17 protein-coding genes and 2 pseudogenes are annotated in these 18,424 nt (G+C 59.4%); 10 read left to right on the top strand and 9 right to left on the bottom strand.

The genetic code is table 11. The annotated features are described in order from the left end of the window. Position 1: 1 nt before the first annotated feature. The 3 genes from DFR26_RS03435 to DFR26_RS03425 are packed head-to-tail and all read right to left on the bottom strand — an operon-like array spanning position 2 to position 2,074. A complete protein-coding gene (locus tag DFR26_RS03435) occupies positions 2–1,045 on the bottom strand; it encodes an MBL fold metallo-hydrolase (RefSeq protein WP_116207524.1) in 1,044 nt (347 codons plus the stop codon). Further along, the gene (locus DFR26_RS03430; protein ID WP_116207523.1) at positions 1,032–1,484 is read right to left on the bottom strand and encodes a copper chaperone PCu(A)C; all 453 of its coding nucleotides are present in this window, start codon (positions 1,482–1,484) and stop codon (positions 1,032–1,034) included. Before DFR26_RS03430 ends, DFR26_RS03435 begins: the two co-directional genes overlap by 14 nt. Further along, complete coding sequence (locus DFR26_RS03425) at positions 1,481–2,074, bottom strand: SCO family protein (protein ID WP_116207522.1); 594 nt, start codon at positions 2,072–2,074, stop codon at positions 1,481–1,483. Before DFR26_RS03425 ends, DFR26_RS03430 begins: the two co-directional genes overlap by 4 nt. Positions 2,075–2,253: 179 nt before the next feature. Between DFR26_RS03425 and miaB the strand changes: the two are divergent. Then, positions 2,254–3,579 (top strand): annotated as a pseudogene (gene miaB, locus DFR26_RS03420) (tRNA (N6-isopentenyl adenosine(37)-C2)-methylthiotransferase MiaB); the annotation flags it as partial. Between the two features lie 121 nt (positions 3,580–3,700). On the opposite strand, the gene DFR26_RS03415 reads toward miaB, so the two are convergent. From DFR26_RS03415 to DFR26_RS03405, 3 genes are read right to left on the bottom strand one after another with little or no spacing between them, the layout of a single operon-like run. Continuing rightward, a complete protein-coding gene (locus DFR26_RS03415) occupies positions 3,701–4,669 on the bottom strand; it encodes a calcium/sodium antiporter (protein ID WP_116207520.1) in 969 nt (322 codons plus the stop codon). 3 nt (positions 4,670–4,672) lie between these two features. After that, positions 4,673–5,494: a TrmH family RNA methyltransferase gene (locus DFR26_RS03410; RefSeq protein WP_116207519.1), complete on the bottom strand. Its 822-nt coding sequence runs from the start codon at positions 5,492–5,494 to the stop codon at positions 4,673–4,675. Positions 5,495–5,553: 59 nt separating this feature from the next. Beyond that, on the bottom strand, positions 5,554–6,525 hold the full coding sequence (locus tag DFR26_RS03405) for an alpha/beta hydrolase (protein WP_116207518.1): 972 nt from the start codon (positions 6,523–6,525) through the stop codon (positions 5,554–5,556). Between the two features lie 251 nt (positions 6,526–6,776). On the opposite strand from DFR26_RS03405, the pseudogene DFR26_RS03400 reads away from it, so the two are divergent. From DFR26_RS03400 to lnt, 4 genes and pseudogenes are all read left to right on the top strand, one after another. Beyond that, positions 6,777–7,748 (top strand): annotated as a pseudogene (locus DFR26_RS03400) (PhoH family protein); the annotation flags it as partial. Between the two features lie 19 nt (positions 7,749–7,767). Further along, a complete protein-coding gene (gene ybeY / locus DFR26_RS03395) occupies positions 7,768–8,274 on the top strand; it encodes an rRNA maturation RNase YbeY (protein ID WP_116207517.1) in 507 nt (168 codons plus the stop codon). After that, entirely contained in the window at positions 8,271–9,116 is an 846-nt protein-coding gene (locus DFR26_RS03390) for a CorC family transporter (RefSeq protein ID WP_116207516.1), read from the top strand. Before ybeY ends, DFR26_RS03390 begins: the two co-directional genes overlap by 4 nt. Positions 9,117–9,119: 3 nt before the next feature. After that, positions 9,120–10,646 (top strand): apolipoprotein N-acyltransferase, encoded by a 1,527-nt coding sequence (lnt, locus tag DFR26_RS03385; RefSeq protein WP_116207515.1) that lies wholly within the window; start codon positions 9,120–9,122, stop codon positions 10,644–10,646. Here the strand turns inward: lnt and DFR26_RS03380 are convergent. Further along, a complete protein-coding gene (locus DFR26_RS03380) occupies positions 10,587–11,693 on the bottom strand; it encodes a CobW family GTP-binding protein (protein ID WP_181898972.1) in 1,107 nt (368 codons plus the stop codon). The two genes, lnt and DFR26_RS03380, sit on opposite strands and share 60 nt — an antisense overlap. A 112-nt stretch (positions 11,694–11,805) precedes the next feature. Between DFR26_RS03380 and DFR26_RS03375 the strand changes: the two genes are divergently transcribed. From DFR26_RS03375 to DFR26_RS03355, 5 genes are read left to right on the top strand one after another with little or no spacing between them, the layout of a single operon-like run. Next, complete coding sequence (locus DFR26_RS03375) at positions 11,806–12,750, top strand: TIGR01777 family oxidoreductase (protein WP_116207648.1); 945 nt, start codon at positions 11,806–11,808, stop codon at positions 12,748–12,750. After that, complete coding sequence (locus DFR26_RS03370; RefSeq protein WP_116207513.1) at positions 12,747–14,108, top strand: TolC family protein; 1,362 nt, start codon at positions 12,747–12,749, stop codon at positions 14,106–14,108. The genes DFR26_RS03375 and DFR26_RS03370 overlap by 4 nt, the downstream gene beginning before the upstream one ends. Beyond that, positions 14,105–15,295 (top strand): efflux RND transporter periplasmic adaptor subunit, encoded by a 1,191-nt coding sequence (locus tag DFR26_RS03365; protein ID WP_116207512.1) that lies wholly within the window; start codon positions 14,105–14,107, stop codon positions 15,293–15,295. Before DFR26_RS03370 ends, DFR26_RS03365 begins: the two co-directional genes overlap by 4 nt. Continuing rightward, entirely contained in the window at positions 15,295–16,047 is a 753-nt protein-coding gene (locus DFR26_RS03360) for an ABC transporter ATP-binding protein (protein ID WP_116207511.1), read from the top strand. Before DFR26_RS03365 ends, DFR26_RS03360 begins: the two co-directional genes overlap by 1 nt. Further along, positions 16,035–17,255, top strand: a complete 1,221-nt coding sequence (locus tag DFR26_RS03355) for an ABC transporter permease (protein WP_116207510.1) — start codon at positions 16,035–16,037, stop codon at positions 17,253–17,255. The genes DFR26_RS03360 and DFR26_RS03355 overlap by 13 nt, the downstream gene beginning before the upstream one ends. Positions 17,256–17,267: 12 nt before the next feature. On the opposite strand, the gene DFR26_RS03350 is transcribed toward DFR26_RS03355, so the two are convergent. Next, complete coding sequence (locus DFR26_RS03350) at positions 17,268–17,576, bottom strand: hypothetical protein (RefSeq protein WP_220375691.1); 309 nt, start codon at positions 17,574–17,576, stop codon at positions 17,268–17,270. Positions 17,577–17,626: 50 nt separating this feature from the next. Beyond that, a complete protein-coding gene (locus DFR26_RS03345; protein WP_116207509.1) occupies positions 17,627–18,397 on the bottom strand; it encodes a YdcF family protein in 771 nt (256 codons plus the stop codon). Positions 18,398–18,424 lie beyond the last annotated feature (27 nt).

The following is an 18,424-nucleotide window of genomic DNA, read 5'->3' as shown; positions in this document are numbered from 1 at the left end:
ATTAGGCAGGGCGGCTTTCACCCTCACCTAAAACGCCAAAATGAGCGGCATCAACACCGGCCGCCTGAAGCGCCTCAGTCAAGCGCTCAACCGGCGCCTCCATGGCCTCATCGGTGAGCTGAAACGTATTGAAATGAATGCCCAGCGAGTACACCGCTTGCAAATCTTGATGCGCACGTACGGCATCGGCGGGGTCCATGTGCACCGGCCCCATAAACCAGCGTGGCGCATAAGCACCGATCGGCAATAGCGCCAAACGTGGCGCACCAAACTGCTCAGCAATCGCCTGAAAATGTGGTCCATAGCCGGTGTCGCCGGCAAAATACAAGCAACCCGCCGATGACTGCACCAGCAAACTGCCCCACAACGTGCGATTGCGGTCACGCACCCCACGACCGGAAAAATGCTGTGCCGGCAAAAAAAACACCGTTAGCGGGCCCAGTGCTAGCGACTGCCACCAATCCATGGCGGCGACATTGTCGATACCGTGGGCATGCAGCACCGCATCAACGCCCAAACCTGTCACGATCAATGGCCGATCACGCGCATGCAGCCACATCAGCGTGCGAATATCGAGGTGGTCGTAATGATCGTGACTGAGCAATACCGCATGAATCGGCGGCAAGTCATCGAGCGCAATACCGACACTGCGCACGCGCTGCGGGCCGGCAAACGTCACCGGACTCACGCGGTCAGACCAGACCGGATCGGTGAGCACATTCCACGGCCCTATTTGCACGAGCACTGTGGCGTGATTGACATAGGTCACGCGCCAGTCGGCTAATTGCTCGCTATGGCAGGCGGCAGGCTTTTCAGGGCTCGGCGCCGAGTCTACCCACGTTGGCCATGCCGCCGGCTGGCGCGACTTCAGCCAGCGCAGCGCTGCCCACGAGCTGTGTTTGGTGTCCGTACCGAGGTTACGAAAACGCTGCCCATCCCAATGCCGTGCTGGCGCGCGAACAATCTCGGGCTTGCTAAAGAGCTGCAACTTCGCGCGAAAACGCGAGAGCAGCGACTCGGCTGAATGGCGCTCAGTGGTGGTCATGGGCGTGACCAGATGCTGGCTGTGTGGCGCGCACCGTGGCGTTAACTGAAAGCACGCGCCCTGTATCTAGCGTGATCTCAACTGGCACCTGATCACCAATATGCAACGGCTCGCGCAGACCCAATAGCATCAAATGACTGCCACCGGGTGCCAATACTGTTGCGCCGGGCATCAGCAGCAGTTGCTCGCGCGCGCGCATGCTCATATGACCCTCATTCATGATCATGTCATGCCATTCCACGCGCTCCGCCACTGCACTTCGCATCTGACGAATAGCAACCGCCTCGCTGCCAGTATTTTCCAATGCCACAAACAATGCCGCCACGCGTGACGCCGGCGGCACTTCACGGATCCATGCATCGTGCACATGGACCGCGGCTAAAGCCGACGTTGCGCAAACACTGAGCAGGCCCGCCAACACGCCAACGATCCGCTTCATACGCCCTCCCGAGGTTCAATCATCAGCGCGCGTGCCTCTTGCACAATGGCTTGCACGCCCGCCTGCTGATCAAATAGTCGCCGCACACGACCATCGCGATCGATCAAATATAAATAATCTGAATGACTCACGTCGTCGCCTGAAACCGAGACATAGGCGCCGTATTGTTTGGCGACCTGCGCAATCGCCTCCGTTGAGCCCGTCAGGCCAATGATATTGGGGCTAAAATAAGCCACGTAGTCGGCCAATACCGCGGGCGTATCGCGTGCCGGGTCGACACTAATCATGATCGGCTGCAGCTGCGCCGCGTCATTGCCCAATGCCTCCAAGACAGCACGGTAGCGCGCTAATGTCATCGGGCAGATGTCTGGGCAGTGTGTGAAGCCAAAACTCAGCAAGCGCACGCGGCCGGTGCTGTCGGCCAATGAAAATGGCGTGCCAGTGGCATTCACGAGCGCAAAATCACCGCCCAATTTCAGCACCGGCAAGCCCGAGTACTGCGGGCGCTGCAGCCACGCCCACGCCGCCAGGCCGACACTGACCATCAGCGCAGTGACTAAACTTATTCGCAATTTTTGTCGTCGCGACATCTGTTAAGACCCCTCAATCGTCATGGCCCATAGGCAGCGCGCCTATACGCCCACTCAGTTAAGCCCAAACCCGCACGCTTATGCGCGACATGGACACCTGCATAAAGCCGTTTTCGCGAGCGCACAGCATAGCTGTATACTGCGCGCGTTTAATAGGACGGAATAACGCGCTCATGGCTCGCAAGCTTTACATCGAAACCCAAGGTTGCCAAATGAACGAGTACGACTCCTCGCGGATGCTCGACTTGCTCAGCGACTCGCATCAGCTGGTGCGCACTGACATCGCCGAAGAGGCCGATGTGCTGCTGCTGAATACCTGCTCGATCCGCGAAAAGGCGCAGGAGAAGGTGTTTTCGCAGCTTGGCCGCTGGCAGCGCCTGAAGCTTGAGCGGCCCAATGTCATTATTGGGGTCGGTGGCTGTGTGGCCTCGCAAGAAGGCGAAGGCATTTTGCAGCGCGCGCCCTATGTCGACATGGTATTCGGTCCGCAAACCCTGCATCGTCTGCCTCAAATGCTCACCGACTTATCGGTGCAGCCAGTCGATCGCGAGCGCATCGCGCAGGTCGACGTGAGTTTTCCCGAGAATGAAAAATTCGACTTTCTGCCCGAGCCAAAAATTGACGGCCACAAAGCCTTTGTCTCGATCATGGAAGGCTGCTCGAAATACTGCAGCTTCTGCGTGGTGCCCTACACGCGCGGCGAAGAAGTCTCACGACCCTTCGATGATGTGATTGCCGAAGTCGCTCATGTCGCGCGCCAAGGCGTACGCGAAGTCACGCTGCTCGGGCAAAACGTCAATGGCTATTATGGCGAGCATCATGATGGCCATATTTGCGGTTTCGCTGAGCTCTTGCGCGCCGTGGCAGCGATCCCTGGCATCGGCCGCATTCGCTACACCACCTCGCATCCGCTGGAATTCAACGACGCCTTAATTCAGGCCCATGCTGAGGTGCCTGAGTTGGCCGCGCATGTGCATTTGCCCGTGCAAAGTGGCTCCAATGCGATCTTGGCGGCGATGAAACGCAACCACGAAATCGCCACCTACAAAGACATCATCACGCGCTTAAAAGCCGCCAAACCCGGCATCGAGATTGCGTCGGATTTCATCATCGGTTTCCCCAATGAGACCGAGCGAGATTTCCAAGACACGCTCGATTTGATTGAGTTTGTTAACTACGACCACTCGTATAGTTTTATTTACTCAAAGCGCCCCGGCACGCCAGCGGCAGAGCTGCCCGATAGCGTCTCGCACGCCGAGAAAAAGCAGCGCCTGCAACGTGTACAAACGCTGATTGCGCGCAACACCGGCCATAAAACCGATGCCATGATGGGCACCGAGCAGCGCGTGCTGATTGATCGCGAATCGAAGCGTTACCCGGGCTACTTGGTGGGCATTGCCGAGAATACGCGCTGGATCCATTTCCCCGGTGATGCCAGTTTGATCGGCCGTTTTGCCACGCTGAAAATCAGCGGTATTGAATCGATCAATGCCTTGCGCGCTGAGGCGCCACTGTGGGTGGAGAGCCCTGAGGCGGCGAGCGTTGGCATCATGCCCATCCCAGGGCGTATTCCGCTCTGGCATGCCGCGCTATAGCTGGACCCCAGCGCTTACCTCATCGCGCGACTTAAGCCTGCTGTAAAAGCAGGCCTAAGTAGACGCCATAGACCGCCAGCAAGATCGCCCCCTCGACGCGGTTGACGCGCCAGCCGGTGCGCATCAGCGGGAAAAGCAGCAGAGTGGCGGCTAACATCCAGAGCATATCGCTGGTAAAGAGGTCGGCGGCAACCGGCAGCGGCGCAATGCCGGCGGTGATACCAACGACCATCAGTGTGTTAAACAAGTTCGAGCCGATGACATTGCCAATGGCCATGTCGCTGCGTCCACGCAAGCTCGACACCAGTGAGGCCACCACCTCCGGCAAACCCGTACCCATAGAAACAATGGTCAGGCCAATCAATCGCTCCGACCAGCCCCATAAGCGCGCCAAATCGGAAGCACCCTGCACCGTGAGCTGCGCGCCCACCGCCAATAGTGCCGCGCCCGCACCAACCAATGCCAAACTCGGCAGCAGTGTGGGCGGCGACTCCAAGGCCAGCAGCTCGCGGGTTTCTTCATCTAAATGTTCCAGCTCATTGCTGGTGGCCTGGCCGCGCACCAGATGCACAACGTAGGCTGTAAAGCCGCAATAAAACGCCACACACAGCAGCGCATCTAAGCGGCTGATCATCAAATCTTGGGCAATCACCAGACCAAATAACGTCATCAGCACGAGCACAGGGTATTCGAGCCGCAGGGTGTTGCCGGTCACGGCAAATGGCCGCACCAAGGCACATAAGCCCAAAATCACGGTGATGTTAAACAGATTCGAGCCAACGACATTGGCCATGGCGATATCGACATTGCCGCGTGCCACGGCCATGCCGCTGACCGCCAACTCGGGGATAGACGTGCCGGCGGCAACCACGGTGAGGCCAATCACTGCCGGCGACAAACGCCAGAGGGTGGCCAAACGCACGGCACCGCGCAACATCACTTCACCGCCGGCCACTAGCACGGCAATACCCAAGGCCACCAAGATCAGCGCCATCAGCATGACTTAACCCTCTGTTGGCGCATCACGGCGCCATTGATCCAATAAAATACCAGTCGCCACACCCACATTGAGCGATTCGGCACCACCAAAACGCGGAATGCTAATGCGCTGGCTCACGTGCTCCGCCGTGGCCGCGCTCAAGCCATTGGACTCGTTGCCAATCACCAACACACCCGGCTGCTGCGCTGAAAATAGCGGCCCACGTAGCGCGTGTGTGCTGTCGCCATTCATTACCGCACCACAGACCACGGCTTGCTGACGCGCGGCGGCCAGCCATTCAGGCAAATCCACCACGTGAAATGGCACCCGCAAAAATGAACCCATACTCGCGGCAATGACTTTCGGATTAAAGATTTCGGCAGTGGTTTTCGAGGCGACGATTTGACTGACACCATACCAATCGGCGAGGCGCAAAATGGTGCCTAAATTGCCTGGATCGCGCAGGTCATCGAGCGCTAGCGTTAGCTGACCATCGCGCAATGGCATGGCGCGCCAGGCACGCACACCGGCAACCGCCAGCGCGGCGTCATTGTGCGCGTAGTTACCTAAGCTGCTGAGCAGGCTCGCGCTCACCTCAATCAAACGCAAGCCGCGACGACTGGTGGCCTCACGAAAGTCATCGGCCTGTTCATGGCTGGCGTAAACCGCCACCACTGGCCAGTCGGAGGCGAGCAGCTCCTGCACGCTTTTTGCGCCTTCGACCAAAAATGCGGATTGTTCACGGCGCCCCGCTTTTTGCTGCAAAGCGCGCACACGCTTGTGCTCGGCCTTGGTGATTTCTGGACTGGATTTATCGTCTGCGCGGGGGCGCGAAGGTGAAGTCATGACAAGCTACCGTGACGACGACGAGAGATCCGTCGTCTACGGGGGCGATGCTACCTGCCTTAGGCAACTAACGACAATGCTGATGCCTCAACACGCGCTAAAAATTCGCGCATATGGCGAAACGCTAAGCGGCCTTCCGGCAGTACCGCGGCCATGATCGGAAAGACATGCGGCATGCGGTGCCATTCTTCGTAGGCCACATCGACACCGGCAGCGCGAGCTCGGGCGACCATGCAGCGCGCATCATCACGCAACACTTCGGTGGAGCCGACCATGACATAAAGTGGGGGCAGGCCGCGGAAATCACCATGCACGGGCGACACCAAGGCATCAAATGGGCTGCGGTTGCGCGTCAGAAAGCGACTAATAAAACCCAACCTCGCAGATGGAATAAACGGATCACGGCGCGGATGCGCTTTCAAGGCCAGCGAGTCGGCACTGAGATCGGTCCATGGTGAAATGCATATGGCCGCACGTGGCCGACTGATGCCGCGATCGCGCAAGGTTTGCAACAGCACTAAGGTGAGATGCCCACCCGCCGAGTCGCCGGCCACTGTGATGTCTGCGCCCCGATAGCCTTGCTTCAATAAGTACTGATACGCCGACACCGCATCATCGCGCCAAGCTTCAAAACTGTGCCGTGGCGCTAACCGATAATCAATAGCCAACACCGGCCGCGCGAGCGCGTGCGAGAGCCGCCACGTGACTTGCCGATGCAGCGAGCCGGCACCAAAAAAATAGCCGCCGCCGTGCAAATACAAGACCACCGATTTTGCGCTTTTGGCTGGCACCGCCTGCACCCATTCGCCACGCACGTCAGGCTGATGGACTGCGCGAATGCTGACCGACTTCGGCGTGTGCTCAAGCACCGAGCCCAATACACGAAAGCCTTTACGCAGCGCTAATAAGCCCTCGGGCGAACGCAAACAAGTGGTGGCAATCGGCCGAACGGTCGCCGCCATCAGCCAGCCAAGGGCATGCGCGCGTTTACTGGCCGATGCGTAGGGTTGATAAGCAGCGTGATGGGTCATGGTGTGGGCCTTTTAGGCAGTCATTATTATTATCGGCTGCAGCTCAAAACTCTTGAGTCGCGGCGTGTTTAGTTGTTGACCACGGCTTCGACCATATCAGACAGAAGTCTGACTCGCCAAGGTATTTCATGTCGGTCAATACAGGCTTTAGTCGACGCCTGACTAGCGCGCAGCGCCGGCTCATGGTCAGTGCACGCCAGCAACTATTTCAGGTATTCTCAAGCCACATTTATACTGAGGCCACTGCCCTTTTGAATACGCACACCCGCGCCGCCAGCGCACTCGCCTTAAACCCGCAAGACCCGCGCCGTCTCGCTCTTCTCTGTGGTCAATTTAACGAACACATCAAGCTCATTGAGCAGCGTTTGGGCGTGCGTATCTTGCATCGCGGCTATGACCTTGAAGTCGATGGCGACATGGCCATGCGCACACTCGCGCTCGATGTACTTGCTCGGCTTTATGCCGAGACCGAAGACAGCGAACTGCTGGCGCCAGAGACCGTGCATTTGGTGCTGCAAATTGCCCTGGGCGAGCTCTCCAGCAACCCCGTGGCCAGCGGCGATGGCCCGGTGCTGATGACCAAGAAAGGCACGATCCGCCCACGCGGGCAAAATCAGCAGCGCTATGTTGAGCAAATTTTGAGCCATGACATCAGCTTTGGTGTCGGGCCGGCGGGCACCGGCAAAACGTATTTGGCAGTGGCGTGCGCGGTCGATCAGCTCGAAAAAGATCAAATTAAACGGATTTTATTGGTGCGCCCAGCGGTGGAAGCCGGCGAGAAGCTGGGCTTTTTACCCGGCGACTTATCGGAAAAAATCAATCCGTATTTGCGCCCGCTCTACGACGCGCTCTACGAAATGCTCGGTGTTGATCGCGTGGCCAAACTCATTGAGCGCCAAGTCATTGAGGTCGCGCCCCTCGCCTATATGCGCGGGCGCACACTTAATCACGCCTTTATCATTTTAGATGAAGCGCAAAACACCACGCCGGAACAGATGAAGATGTTTCTAACCCGCCTCGGCTATGGCTCTCGCGCGGTAATCACCGGCGATGGCAGTCAAGTCGACTTGCCGCGCGGCACCGACTCCGGCTTGGCGCAAGCGCTGACGATTTTGCAGGATGTCAAAGGCATTCATGTCACCCGCTTTGCCTCGCGCGATGTCGTGCGCCATCCGCTGGTGATGCGCATTGTCGACGCGTATGAGGCCTGGGATGCCAAACAACCGGCCCCACGAGGTAATCATGGCCGCTAATGTTTGGCTGGATATCGATGACGATGTCAGCGCCGCTGGCCTGCCCACGCAGGCCGACTGCCAGCGCTCTATCGACGCCGTATTAGCGGCACTGAGCATCACGCAGCCTTGCTCGGTAGACATCCGCGTGGTCGGCATCAATGAGGGCCGCGCGCTCAATGCCCAGTATCGCGACAAAGATTACGCCACCAATGTGCTGTCGTTTGCCGCCGAATTGCCCGAGGCATTGCTCGCCGAGCTTGATGAACGACCATTGGGCGATTTAGCGATTTGTGCCGAAGTGGTGACGCGCGAGGCGGATGAGCAGGGCAAAGCGTTGGCGGCACATTGGACCCATATGATTGTGCACGGGGCCTTGCATCTGCTCGGTTATGACCATATTGCGCCTGAAGATGCGGCGCGCATGGAGCCCTTGGAGCGCGAGATATTATCGGCGCTGGGCGTCGATAACCCGTATGATGACGAGACTTTGGAAGAGGGGAATATAGCGCCATGAGCGAGGGTCGATCGTCGACAGACACATCGAAATCGTGGTTAAGCCGCCTGGCTGATGCCTGGAGTGGTGAGATCAATACGCGCGAGGAATTGCTGGAGATTATCCGCGAGTCTGCCAAGCGCGGCCTGATGGACGTTGAGGCGCAGCGCATTATTGAGTCGACACTAAAAGTCTCTGAACGCCAAGTCCGCGAGATTATGATTCCGCGCGCGCAAATGGTGGCATTGCGCGCCGACGACACCGTTAGCGAGTCCATGGCCGGCCTCATTGAGTCCGCGCACTCACGTTTCCCTGTCATCGCCACCGACAATCCCGATGAAGTCGTCGGCATTTTATTTGCCAAAGACTTGCTGAAACTGGTCAATGACCATCGCGCTGATGTCACCGTCATGGACTTTTTGCGACCGGCGTTTTTCGTGCCCGAGTCCACGCACTTGGACAAACTGATTCGCGAGTTTCGTAGCAAAAAAAGCCATATGGCCATTGTCGTCAATGAATACGGCGGTATTGCTGGTCTCGTCACGCTCGAAGATGCGCTGGAGCAAATCGTCGGCGAAATTGACGACGAGCACGACGAAGCCGAAAGCGACGAAGATTTAGATATCCGCGAGATGCATCCCGGCGAATGGCTGGTGCAGGCCTTCACGCCGATCGCTGAGTTCAACGAATACTTCGACAGCAATTTCAGCAACGACGATTTCGACACCATGGCCGGCATCATTCTCAATGCCTTTGAGCGCCTGCCCGAACAAGGTGAAGTCATTGAGCTCGATCGCTGGCGCTTCACCGTGCTGCAAGCCGACAACCGCACCATCCGCCTGTTAAAAGTCGAAGCGCGTTAGGTCATGAGCCGTTTTTTTAAGCTCCTCGATGGGCTGCGCGACAGCCCCGCCCGGCCAGTCATCGCGCTGCTGCTTGGCGCCTTGATGCCCCTTGGTCTAGCGCCTTACAACGCGTGGCCGGTGGCACTGCTGGCCTTAGCGCTATTTGCCCATCTACTCGACGGCAGCAGCGCGCGCCACAGCGCAAAGCTCAACTACCTATTTGGCGTTGGCCTCTGGCTGCATGGCGGCAGCTGGCTCTTGGTCTCCATGCACGATTACGGCAACACCAGCTGGCCCGTCTCACTGCTCATGCTCGGCGTGGTGGCGCTCGTCATGGCGCTGCTGTTTGTGCCCGGCGGCTGGCTCTATGGCCGCCTAAAACTCTGGCGCTTGAGCTGGCTGGCGCTACCGGCGCTGCTGGTCATTGGCGAATGGCTGCGCTCGTGGGTGCTCACCGGCTTTCCATGGCTGATGACCGGCTACGGCTTCATCGACACGCCGCTGGCCGGCTGGGCACCGCTGCTCGGCATCTATGGCGTGAGCTTGGCCGCCGGCATCAGCGCGGTGGCCTTGCTGGCTATTTTGCGCCACGGCAAAGCCGCACCGGGCGCAATTATCGCGCTGGCGCTGACGTGGTTGGTGGGTGGCCTGCTGGCGCCCATTCAGTGGACACAGATCAACCGTGACGCGCCCATGAGCGTGAGTTTGGTGCAAGGCGACATCCCGCAAGAGTCGAAATGGGCGCTGGAATGGCGCGACAAAACCACGGCGATTTATCAGGAGTTATCAGCTAGCGAATGGGGTCGCGATCTGGTCATTTGGCCGGAAGCGGCGATTCCACAATTTGCTCATGAGGCCCGCGATCTGCTCACCGAGCTGGATTATCAGGCCCTGAAAAGTGGCAGCGCCTTTGTCACGGGCATCCCCTATGCCACCTGGAATGGCGACCGCAGCAGCGTGCTGTTCTACAACAGCATCATGGCCTCGGGTGATGGCTTGGGCATTTATCACAAGCAGCAGCTGGTGCCGATTGGCGAATACATTCCCTACGAGCAATGGCTGCGCGGCGCGATCCCATTTTTCAATTTACCGATGTCGAGCTTTAGCTGGGGACCCGCAGTGCAGGGCCCATTGCTGGTGAAAGGCCGCACGCTGGCACCATTTATTTGCTATGAAATTGCCTACCCGTCGCTAGTCGCGCGCTTATCGAAGGTCGACTTTCTTGTCACCGTTAGCAATGACGGCTGGTTTGGCCACTCCATTGGCCCGGCCCAGCATTTTCAAATGGTGCGCATGCGCGCGAAAGAGACGGGCCGCTATATTGTCCGCGCCACCAATAACGGCGTGACGGCGATCATTGATCCGCAAGGTCAGGTGATCGACCGCGCGCCATCGTTTACGCGCACTGTCTTGCGCGGTGAGATATATCCCGCGCAAGGCCTTACGCCGTGGCAGCGTACCGGCGTCTGGCCGGTGTTATTGCTGAGTTTATTGCTCGTGGTGATGAGCGGGCTGCGCAGTCGACGCCTCGGCAAGGCAGGCCAATAAACACTGCTCACGCGCGGCCCAGTCGGTATCGGCCGCGCTAATCACCTCGACACGATTGTCGCTCCGGTACTCACTCGAGCGCACCGCCAAATCCACGGCGGTGGCGTTGAAAAACACCCAGCCTTTGTCGGTATGAAACACGCCTTTCACGCGCTCGGCATCGCGCCAGCTCATCAGCTCGGTGAGTAGATCATCGTGGCGAAATAGCCAATCGGCCGGCAGTATCCAGCCGCCAATGAAGTGCCCTTGCGCTGCTTCATGATAATGATAGGGCGGGACTTTTGCGTGCGCAGCGGCTTGCGCACGAGTCTCTGCCGCCGACTCGCTATCCGCTACCGAAAGCGCTGCCAATGGCCGGTGCAATAAACTCCGGCGCTGCTGGCGCGGCGCTCGCGGCGCCATCTTCAGCGCCTCAATACCACTGTGCTCCGGCCCGACAAACGCCACCATCGCTTTCGGCTCAACCAGCCCAGAGGCATACGCCTCGGCCGTCGCCCGTTCGCTCGCCGTCAACACATCGGCCTTGCTAAACAACAGCGCATCAGCCACCGCCACCTGCGCCATAAAAGTCTCATGCGCGCGCACCCGCGCATCGCTCAGCATGCGCGCATCGAGCACACACACCGTGGCCGCCAATGCCAAATACGCCTGCCAATGCGGTGCTTGCAGCGTCTCGATAATTTGCGTGGGATGCCCCAAGCCGGTGGGCTCAATTATCAGCCGGTCGATATCGCCACGGCTGGTGATCGCGCCCAACGCCAGTTGCAGGGGCATATTTTGCAGGCAACAAATGCAGCCACCAGCCACCTCCTGAATCATCACCTCGCTACCCGCCCACGCGGCGTGGTCAATGCCGATCTGGCCAAACTCATTCACCACGATAGCCCAGCGCTCGTGGCGCGGCTTCTCCGCCAGCCAGCGCGAGATCACCGTGGTTTTGCCTGCGCCTAAAAAGCCCGTAATGACATGCACGCTCACGCGCTTCTCGGCGCTGGGCGTTATCCCAAATACGCGTGATGGCGCGGCGCTATCGCTCGGTAAAGTCATGTAAAGTTCACTCACTGTTGCGGGGTGGCGCTTCTGTTCAGCAGACGCCATAGGCACAATGCCTGCTGCCGCACTAGACTGAAAAATCGATGATGACACAGGGATGCCTGCAATGAATATTCTGATTACCGGCGGCACTGGATTTATTGGCGCACAGTTGGTGCCGGTACTCGCCGGCGCTGCCGACCAAGCCCAAGGCGACCACCTAACACTGCTCACTCGCCGCCCGGAAAAAATGCGCGAGCACTACAACGCATGGGCGGAGACCGGCCGCCTACGCTTTATTGCCTCACTCGATGAATTAAGCCGTGATGAAGCCTTTGATGCGGTCATCAACCTCGCCGGTGAAGGCATTGCCGATAAACCCTGGACTAGTCAGCGCCGCCGCGAATTACACGCCAGCCGCGCGCTACTCACCGAGTCATTGGGCGACTGGCTGCGACGCGCTAAGCACGCACCACAGGTGTTGATTTCAGGCTCAGCCGTGGGTTGGTATGGCAATCAAGGCGAGCGCATTTTAGAAGAGGATGCGCCCGCTGAAACCGGCGACTACACGCATCAGCTGTGTCGCGACTGGGAGGCCGCCGCACTCGCTGCTGCGCCGCCCAGCACGCGCGTATGCATTTTGCGCTTGGGCGTCGTTATCGGCCCAGGCGGCGGCATGCTGCGGCGTTTATTACCAGTCTTTGGCTTAGGCCTCGGGGGCGAATTGGGCAATGGTCAGCAGTATTTATCATGGGTCTCGCGCAGCGACGTGGTGCAGGTAATCTTGCGCCTGCTCACCGATCGCGCCATGAACGGCGTGTTTAACCTCACCGCGCCGGCGCCTGTGACCAATGCCGAATTTACCCGTACGCTGGCGCGGCTATTGCGTCGGCCCGCCTTTTTCCGCGTGCCCGCCAGCATCTTAAAGCTTGGCCTCGGCGAGATGTCTACCCTCTTACTCGATGGCCAACGCGTGATGCCCAGCCGTCTGCTCGGCGCCGACTATCGCTTTGTGCACGCCAGCCTCGAAGAGGCCATTCGCGCCGCCCTCAACCGCGAGTCGGCGGCATGAGATCAGGTCCTTGGCGATGCATCATCGGCTGCTTGGCGCTAATTAACGCCAACGCCTTCGCCATGGACCATGCCGTTCATCAAAAGCCAGCGGCTGAAGCGACCTGCCCCGATATCCGCACAGATGCCACACTCAGCTTGGCGCGTTATATTGACCGTAGCCTATGCGCCAACCTCAGTACGCGCGCGGCGTGGCAGCGCGTACAAATACAGCAGGCGCAGGTCGGCGTATCTCAAGCAGGCTACTACCCGAGTCTCTCGGCAAGCGCCACGAGCAGTCGCGACTTTGGCGACCGGCTGCCCGGTAGCGACCCCGACAATCGCAATTTTTCCGCCAATGCCAGCTGGCTACTCTATGACTTTGGTGGCCGAGAGGCCGGTGTTGCCCAGGCCAAAAACACTCTCGCCAGCTTACAAGCCAGCGCCGATGCCAGCCTTCACGACCTCGCGGCGCAGGCCGTGGCCGCGTGGTTTAACCAGCTCGCCAATAGCGCCAGTGTCGATAGCGCCAAAGCCTCATTGGCTGCCGCCCGCGAAACCGCCGAGGCCGCGCAAAAGCGCATTAGCGTGGGTGTTGGTACGCGTGAAGACACTTTGCAGGCGCAAACAGCCCTAGCGCAGGCGCAACTGCTGCTCATTCAACGCGAAGGTGAACTTGCCAGTAGCAATGGTCAGCTCGCCGTCATCGCCAACTATCCAGCCAATACCGCGTTAGCGCCGCTCAGCACATTGCCTGATCCGCAGCAGCTCAGCGCGCCGCCAGCACTCGCTCAGCTCATGCACATCGCCGATCAACGCCGGCCCGAGCGTATCGCGCAGCAGCAACAACTGGCAGCGGCAGAGTCCACGCTCGACCAACTCGCCGCTCAACGACTCCCGCGCATCAGCCTCAATGCCAACGCCGGAGATAGCCGCAATAGCCTCGGCCAACGCGATGCTGGCCAGATCGCCCTGAGCGCTACCGTGCCGCTGTTTACGGGTTTCCAGCAGCGCTACCAAGAGCGCGCCGCTAATAGCCAAATTGACCAACAAACACTTGAGCTCGCGCGCATACGTCAGCAAGTCGGCCTCGATGTCTGGCTGGCTTGGCAACAGCTCACTACCGCCCGCCAGCGCATCGACGCCACCGACACCCTGCTGGCCTCGGCCAGTGAATCCAGTCGCGCCGCGCTGGCGCGTTATCGCGCAGGATTAGGCAATGTGCTCAATGTCTTAAATGCACAAAGCACCCTCGCCGATGCCCGCCAACAGCAGGCGCGTGCGCGCTTCGACTGGGCCAGTGCACGCGTGCAATTGGCGCGCGCCGCTGGCTTACTCGCCGCCGCTCCCGATGCCGCCTTTCAGGAAATCACTCAATGACCGCCTCCCGTCTTCGCTGGCTCGCCGGCTTCGGCCTTGTCATTCTCATCGCGCTGGTTTTGCGCAGCTGCTTTAGCACCAGCGATGCGCCGCGCTATGCCATCGCCCGCGTGGACCGCGGCGACATCGCCCAAACCGTCTCCGCCAATGGCCAGCTCAGCCCCGTCACGCTGGTCTCCGTGGGCACGCAGGTCTCGGGGATCGTGACCAGCTATACCGCCGACTTCAACGACAAAGTCAGCGCCGGCCAAGTCCTCATGCGCCTCGATGACTCCTTGCTGCAAGCCCAGCTCACGCAGTCGCGCGCCAACCGCTCAAGCGCACAGGCGACACTGACGCTGGCGCAGGCGAATTGGCGGCGCATCGGGCCACTCGCCAGCGAAGGCTTCGCCTCCACCCAAGAGGTCGACCAGGCGCGCCAAGCCCTAGCCGATGCCAAGGCACGCTTGGCGCAAGCCAACGCCCAAGTGCAACGCGACGAGGTCAATTTGAGCTACGCCGTGATTCGCTCGCCGGTCTCCGGCGTAGTGGTCTCGCGCGCGGTCGATGTTGGCCAAACCGTGACCGCGAGTTTTCAAACGCCCGAGCTTTATAAAATCGCCCAAGATCTTCGCCAAATGGACATCAACGCCTACTTCACCGAGTCCGATATTGGCGGCATACGTGTTGGTCAGGCCGCCTCATTTCGTGTCGATGCCTACCCCAATCAACGCTTTCAAGGCGAGGTTGAGCAAGTCCGCTTAAACCCGTTGACCGAGCAAAATGTGGTGACTTATGCGGTGATTATTCGCGTTGATAACGCCGATGGCTTATTGCTCCCGGGCATGACCGCCTATGTCAGCATCGACACCGAAAAGCGCCAAGACGTGCTGCGCGTGCCCACCGCCGCGCTGCGCTTTCGACCACCCGAGGATGCCCAGCTGGCTCCCGGCATTCGCCTCGATGGCAGCTCGAGCACCAGCAAAAAGACTGCCGCCGGCAAGCGCAACGGCCAAAAAGGCATGCTCTGGCAGCAAACACCCGACGGTCTAAAACCCGTCAGTGTCGCGCTGGGCATTACCGATCGACGCTTCACCGAGGTGCTCGTCGGCAACGGTCTCACGGTCAATGATGAGGTCATTACCGAGCACATATTAAGTGCCGAGGAAGTCGCTCAAAAAGGCATGAAATTTCGGATGCGCGACTAATGCCAGCCGTCATTGCGCTTAGCCAAATCGTCAAGGACTACCCCAGCGGTGTTGGCCCCGTGCGCATTTTGCATGGCATCGATTTGCTTATTGAGCGCGGTGAGTTTGTAGCCATTATGGGCCCTTCAGGCTCAGGCAAATCCACCCTAATGAACCTCTTGGGCGCACTCGATAGCGCCAGCGGCGGCGACTATGTGCTGGCCGGCGAGCGCGTCAATGACTTAAACGAAAATCAGCTGGCCGATCTGCGCAACCGCACCATCGGTTTTGTCTTTCAAGGCTTTAATTTGCTGCCGCGTTCAAGCCTGCTCGATAACGTCGCGCTACCGCTGACCTATGCCGGCGTTGCCAAAGCCGAACGTGAACAGCGCGCCAAAGACATGCTCACACGCGTCGGCCTGGGGGCGCGAACCGATGCGCTACCGAGTGAGATCTCCGGTGGTCAGCAGCAGCGCGTGGCCATTGCGCGCGCCTTAGTCAACCGGCCCGCGCTGATTTTGGCCGATGAGCCCACCGGCAACCTCGACACGCACACCAGCGCCGAGATCATGGCGCTGTTTGGCGAGCTCAATCGCGATGCCGGCATCACCTTGGTGCTGGTCACTCACGAACCCGATATTGCCGCTCATGCGCAGCGCTTGGTGCGTTTGGTCGATGGCCATAAAGCCTATGACGGCCCCGCGCGTGAAGGCCTTGCCAGCGAAGCGCATGAAGGCCTCAGCTCAGCCGGAGCTTCGTCATGTGGTGGCTAATGCTGCGCGAAGCCTTGCTGGCGCTAAAGGCCAATCGGCTGCGCAGCTTTCTGACCATGCTCGGCATGATCATTGGGGTAGGCGCGGTGATTGCCATGCTCGCCATTGGCCAGGGCGTGCAAACGCGAGTCAATGATTCGATCAAGTCCATGGGCTCCAACCTGTTTATTATTTTGCCCGGCGCCACCAGTGCCAATGGCGTGCGCAGCGGCTATGGCAGCGCGCCCAACCTAACGGTCGATGACGCCACCGCGCTGCGCGACATTGCCGGCGTTGTCGCCGCCGCGCCGGTGGTGCAATCAAGTGCGCAGGTTATTTACGGCGCGCAAAATTGGAACACCTATACTGTGGGCTCCAACGCCGACTATTTTGGTTTGCGCGACTGGACCATCGCCGCCGGCTATGCCTTTGATCGCCCGGAAATTCAATCGGCCGCGCAAGTCGCCGTGATCGGCAAAAAAGTCGCCGGCAATTTATTTGGCAATGATGACCCCTTGGGCCAGACCATCCGCATTCGTAATCTGCCCTTCCAAGTCATTGGTGTGCTCGGCAGCAAGGGCCAAAGTCTCGATGGCCGCGACCAAGATGACACAATCGTGATCCCCATCACAACGGCGCAGCGCAAACTATTTGGTAATCGCTTTCGCAACTCGGTGCGGCTGATTATGGTGCAGGCCGCCAGCGAACAGGCCATGCCGCAAGTCGAGCGTGACCTGCGCATCAGCCTGCGCCAACGTCACCGCTTAAGCGACGAGGCCGAGGATGATTTCACGCTGCAAAATCTCACCGCGCTGGCCAATACCGCGGCAGAAACCACGGCGATTTTATCGCTACTGCTCGGTGCCATTGCCGGCATATCACTGCTGGTCGGCGGCATTGGCATCATGAACATTATGTTGGTGTCGGTTACTGAGCGTACCCGGGAAATCGGTATTCGCATGGCGATTGGCGCGCGGCCCAATGCCATCCGCCTGCAGTTTTTGCTGGAGGCCATGATGATCTCGATTGTCGGCTGCATCATTGGGGTCGGTGTCGGCATGGGCATCGCACTGGCGGTGGCGCTGATCTTTGATTTGCTGGTGATCGTCACGCTGAGCTCGCTGCTGCTGGCGCTGGGCGTGGCCGGCGCCATTGGCATTTTTTTCGGCTATTACCCCGCCAATCGCGCCGCCAAGCTCAAGCCCATTGAGGCCCTACGCTTCCAATGAGCTGCGTCGCGTTTAGTGCGGCAAGGTCATATTCAATGTATCGCGCACCCGCGCCTCCATGCCCTCGGGCATCTCGCGCAATTTATAGCCTTCGAGCATCAGCTCTTTGATATATAGCTTATTGTAAATAAACATAAAAACGATGTTGGTCAGGCCCGCGCTAAACAGCCAAAACAGCAGGATAATCACGCCCCATTTGATGTCACCGCGAAATAGCGGCGGCAGAAAACCAAAGATCAATACCGTCCATGACAGCCCCACCGGCGCGGATTTGCGGGCGCCGGTGTGCGGGTTTTCCATGAGCAATTGCGTAAACGCCATCATCGTTATCCTATCGTTGATCAATTCGCCGGCAGTATAGCAGCGCCGGTTTATGGCCACACCAAGGCATCACGCGCCAGCCCCAGCCACTCGTGCAGCGCCCGACGCGACTCGAGCAATGCGCCATGCTGCGGCGTGTAGCAGATGATAGGCCGGCAATGCACGCCCTCGGTGGTAAAGCCGGTGGGCGCCGCTACTACCTGAAAGCCCGCCGCCTCAAACAGCGCCTGCGCGCGCAGCAAATGCGAGGCATGACTGACCAAAACAATGCGTTTGATGCCCAACGGCGCCAGCATGGCCCAACTCAGCTCGGCATTTTCCTCCGTGGTGCGCGAGAGCCGTTCCTGCCAGCGCACCGGCACCTGAAAATCCTCGCGCAAGGTCTGCGCCATCAGGCTGGCTTCATCGCGTGTTTTGCCCAATGGCGAGCCGCCGGTGACCAGCAGCGGCAGCTGGGTGGCGCGCTGCACGCGTGCGGCGTAGCGCAGACGCATGAGCATTTCGGCGTTCATGGTGTCTTGCCCAGCAAACTCCGGCGCGGCGTCGTAGCGGCCGCCACCGAGCACGATAATGGCTTGATAGCCGGCGCTGGGAATTTGCGCCAAGTCATTGAGCGCGGTGACCCGGCGCTCCAGCGGCGCGCTGATGGCATAGGCGCCCACCGGCGTCATCAGCGCGTAATTGCCGATGATCGCCACTAGCGCCAGCAGCGTGGCCGTGATGCGCCAACCACGCCAGGCCAGCAATAGCGCCATCAAGCCCAGCCAGCACAGCAGCGCCGGCGGCAGTAGCAGCAGATGAATAATTTGCGTCAATGGCATTGAGCCTCTCCGTGCGCGCCACTATAC

Origin of the sequence: Paraperlucidibaca baekdonensis, assembly GCF_003387535.1 — a bacterium.
Taxonomy (GTDB): Bacteria; Pseudomonadota; Gammaproteobacteria; order Pseudomonadales; family Moraxellaceae; genus Perlucidibaca; species Perlucidibaca baekdonensis.
Note: the sequence above shows the minus strand (reverse complement) of the source record. Positions and strands in the feature narration are given on the sequence as shown.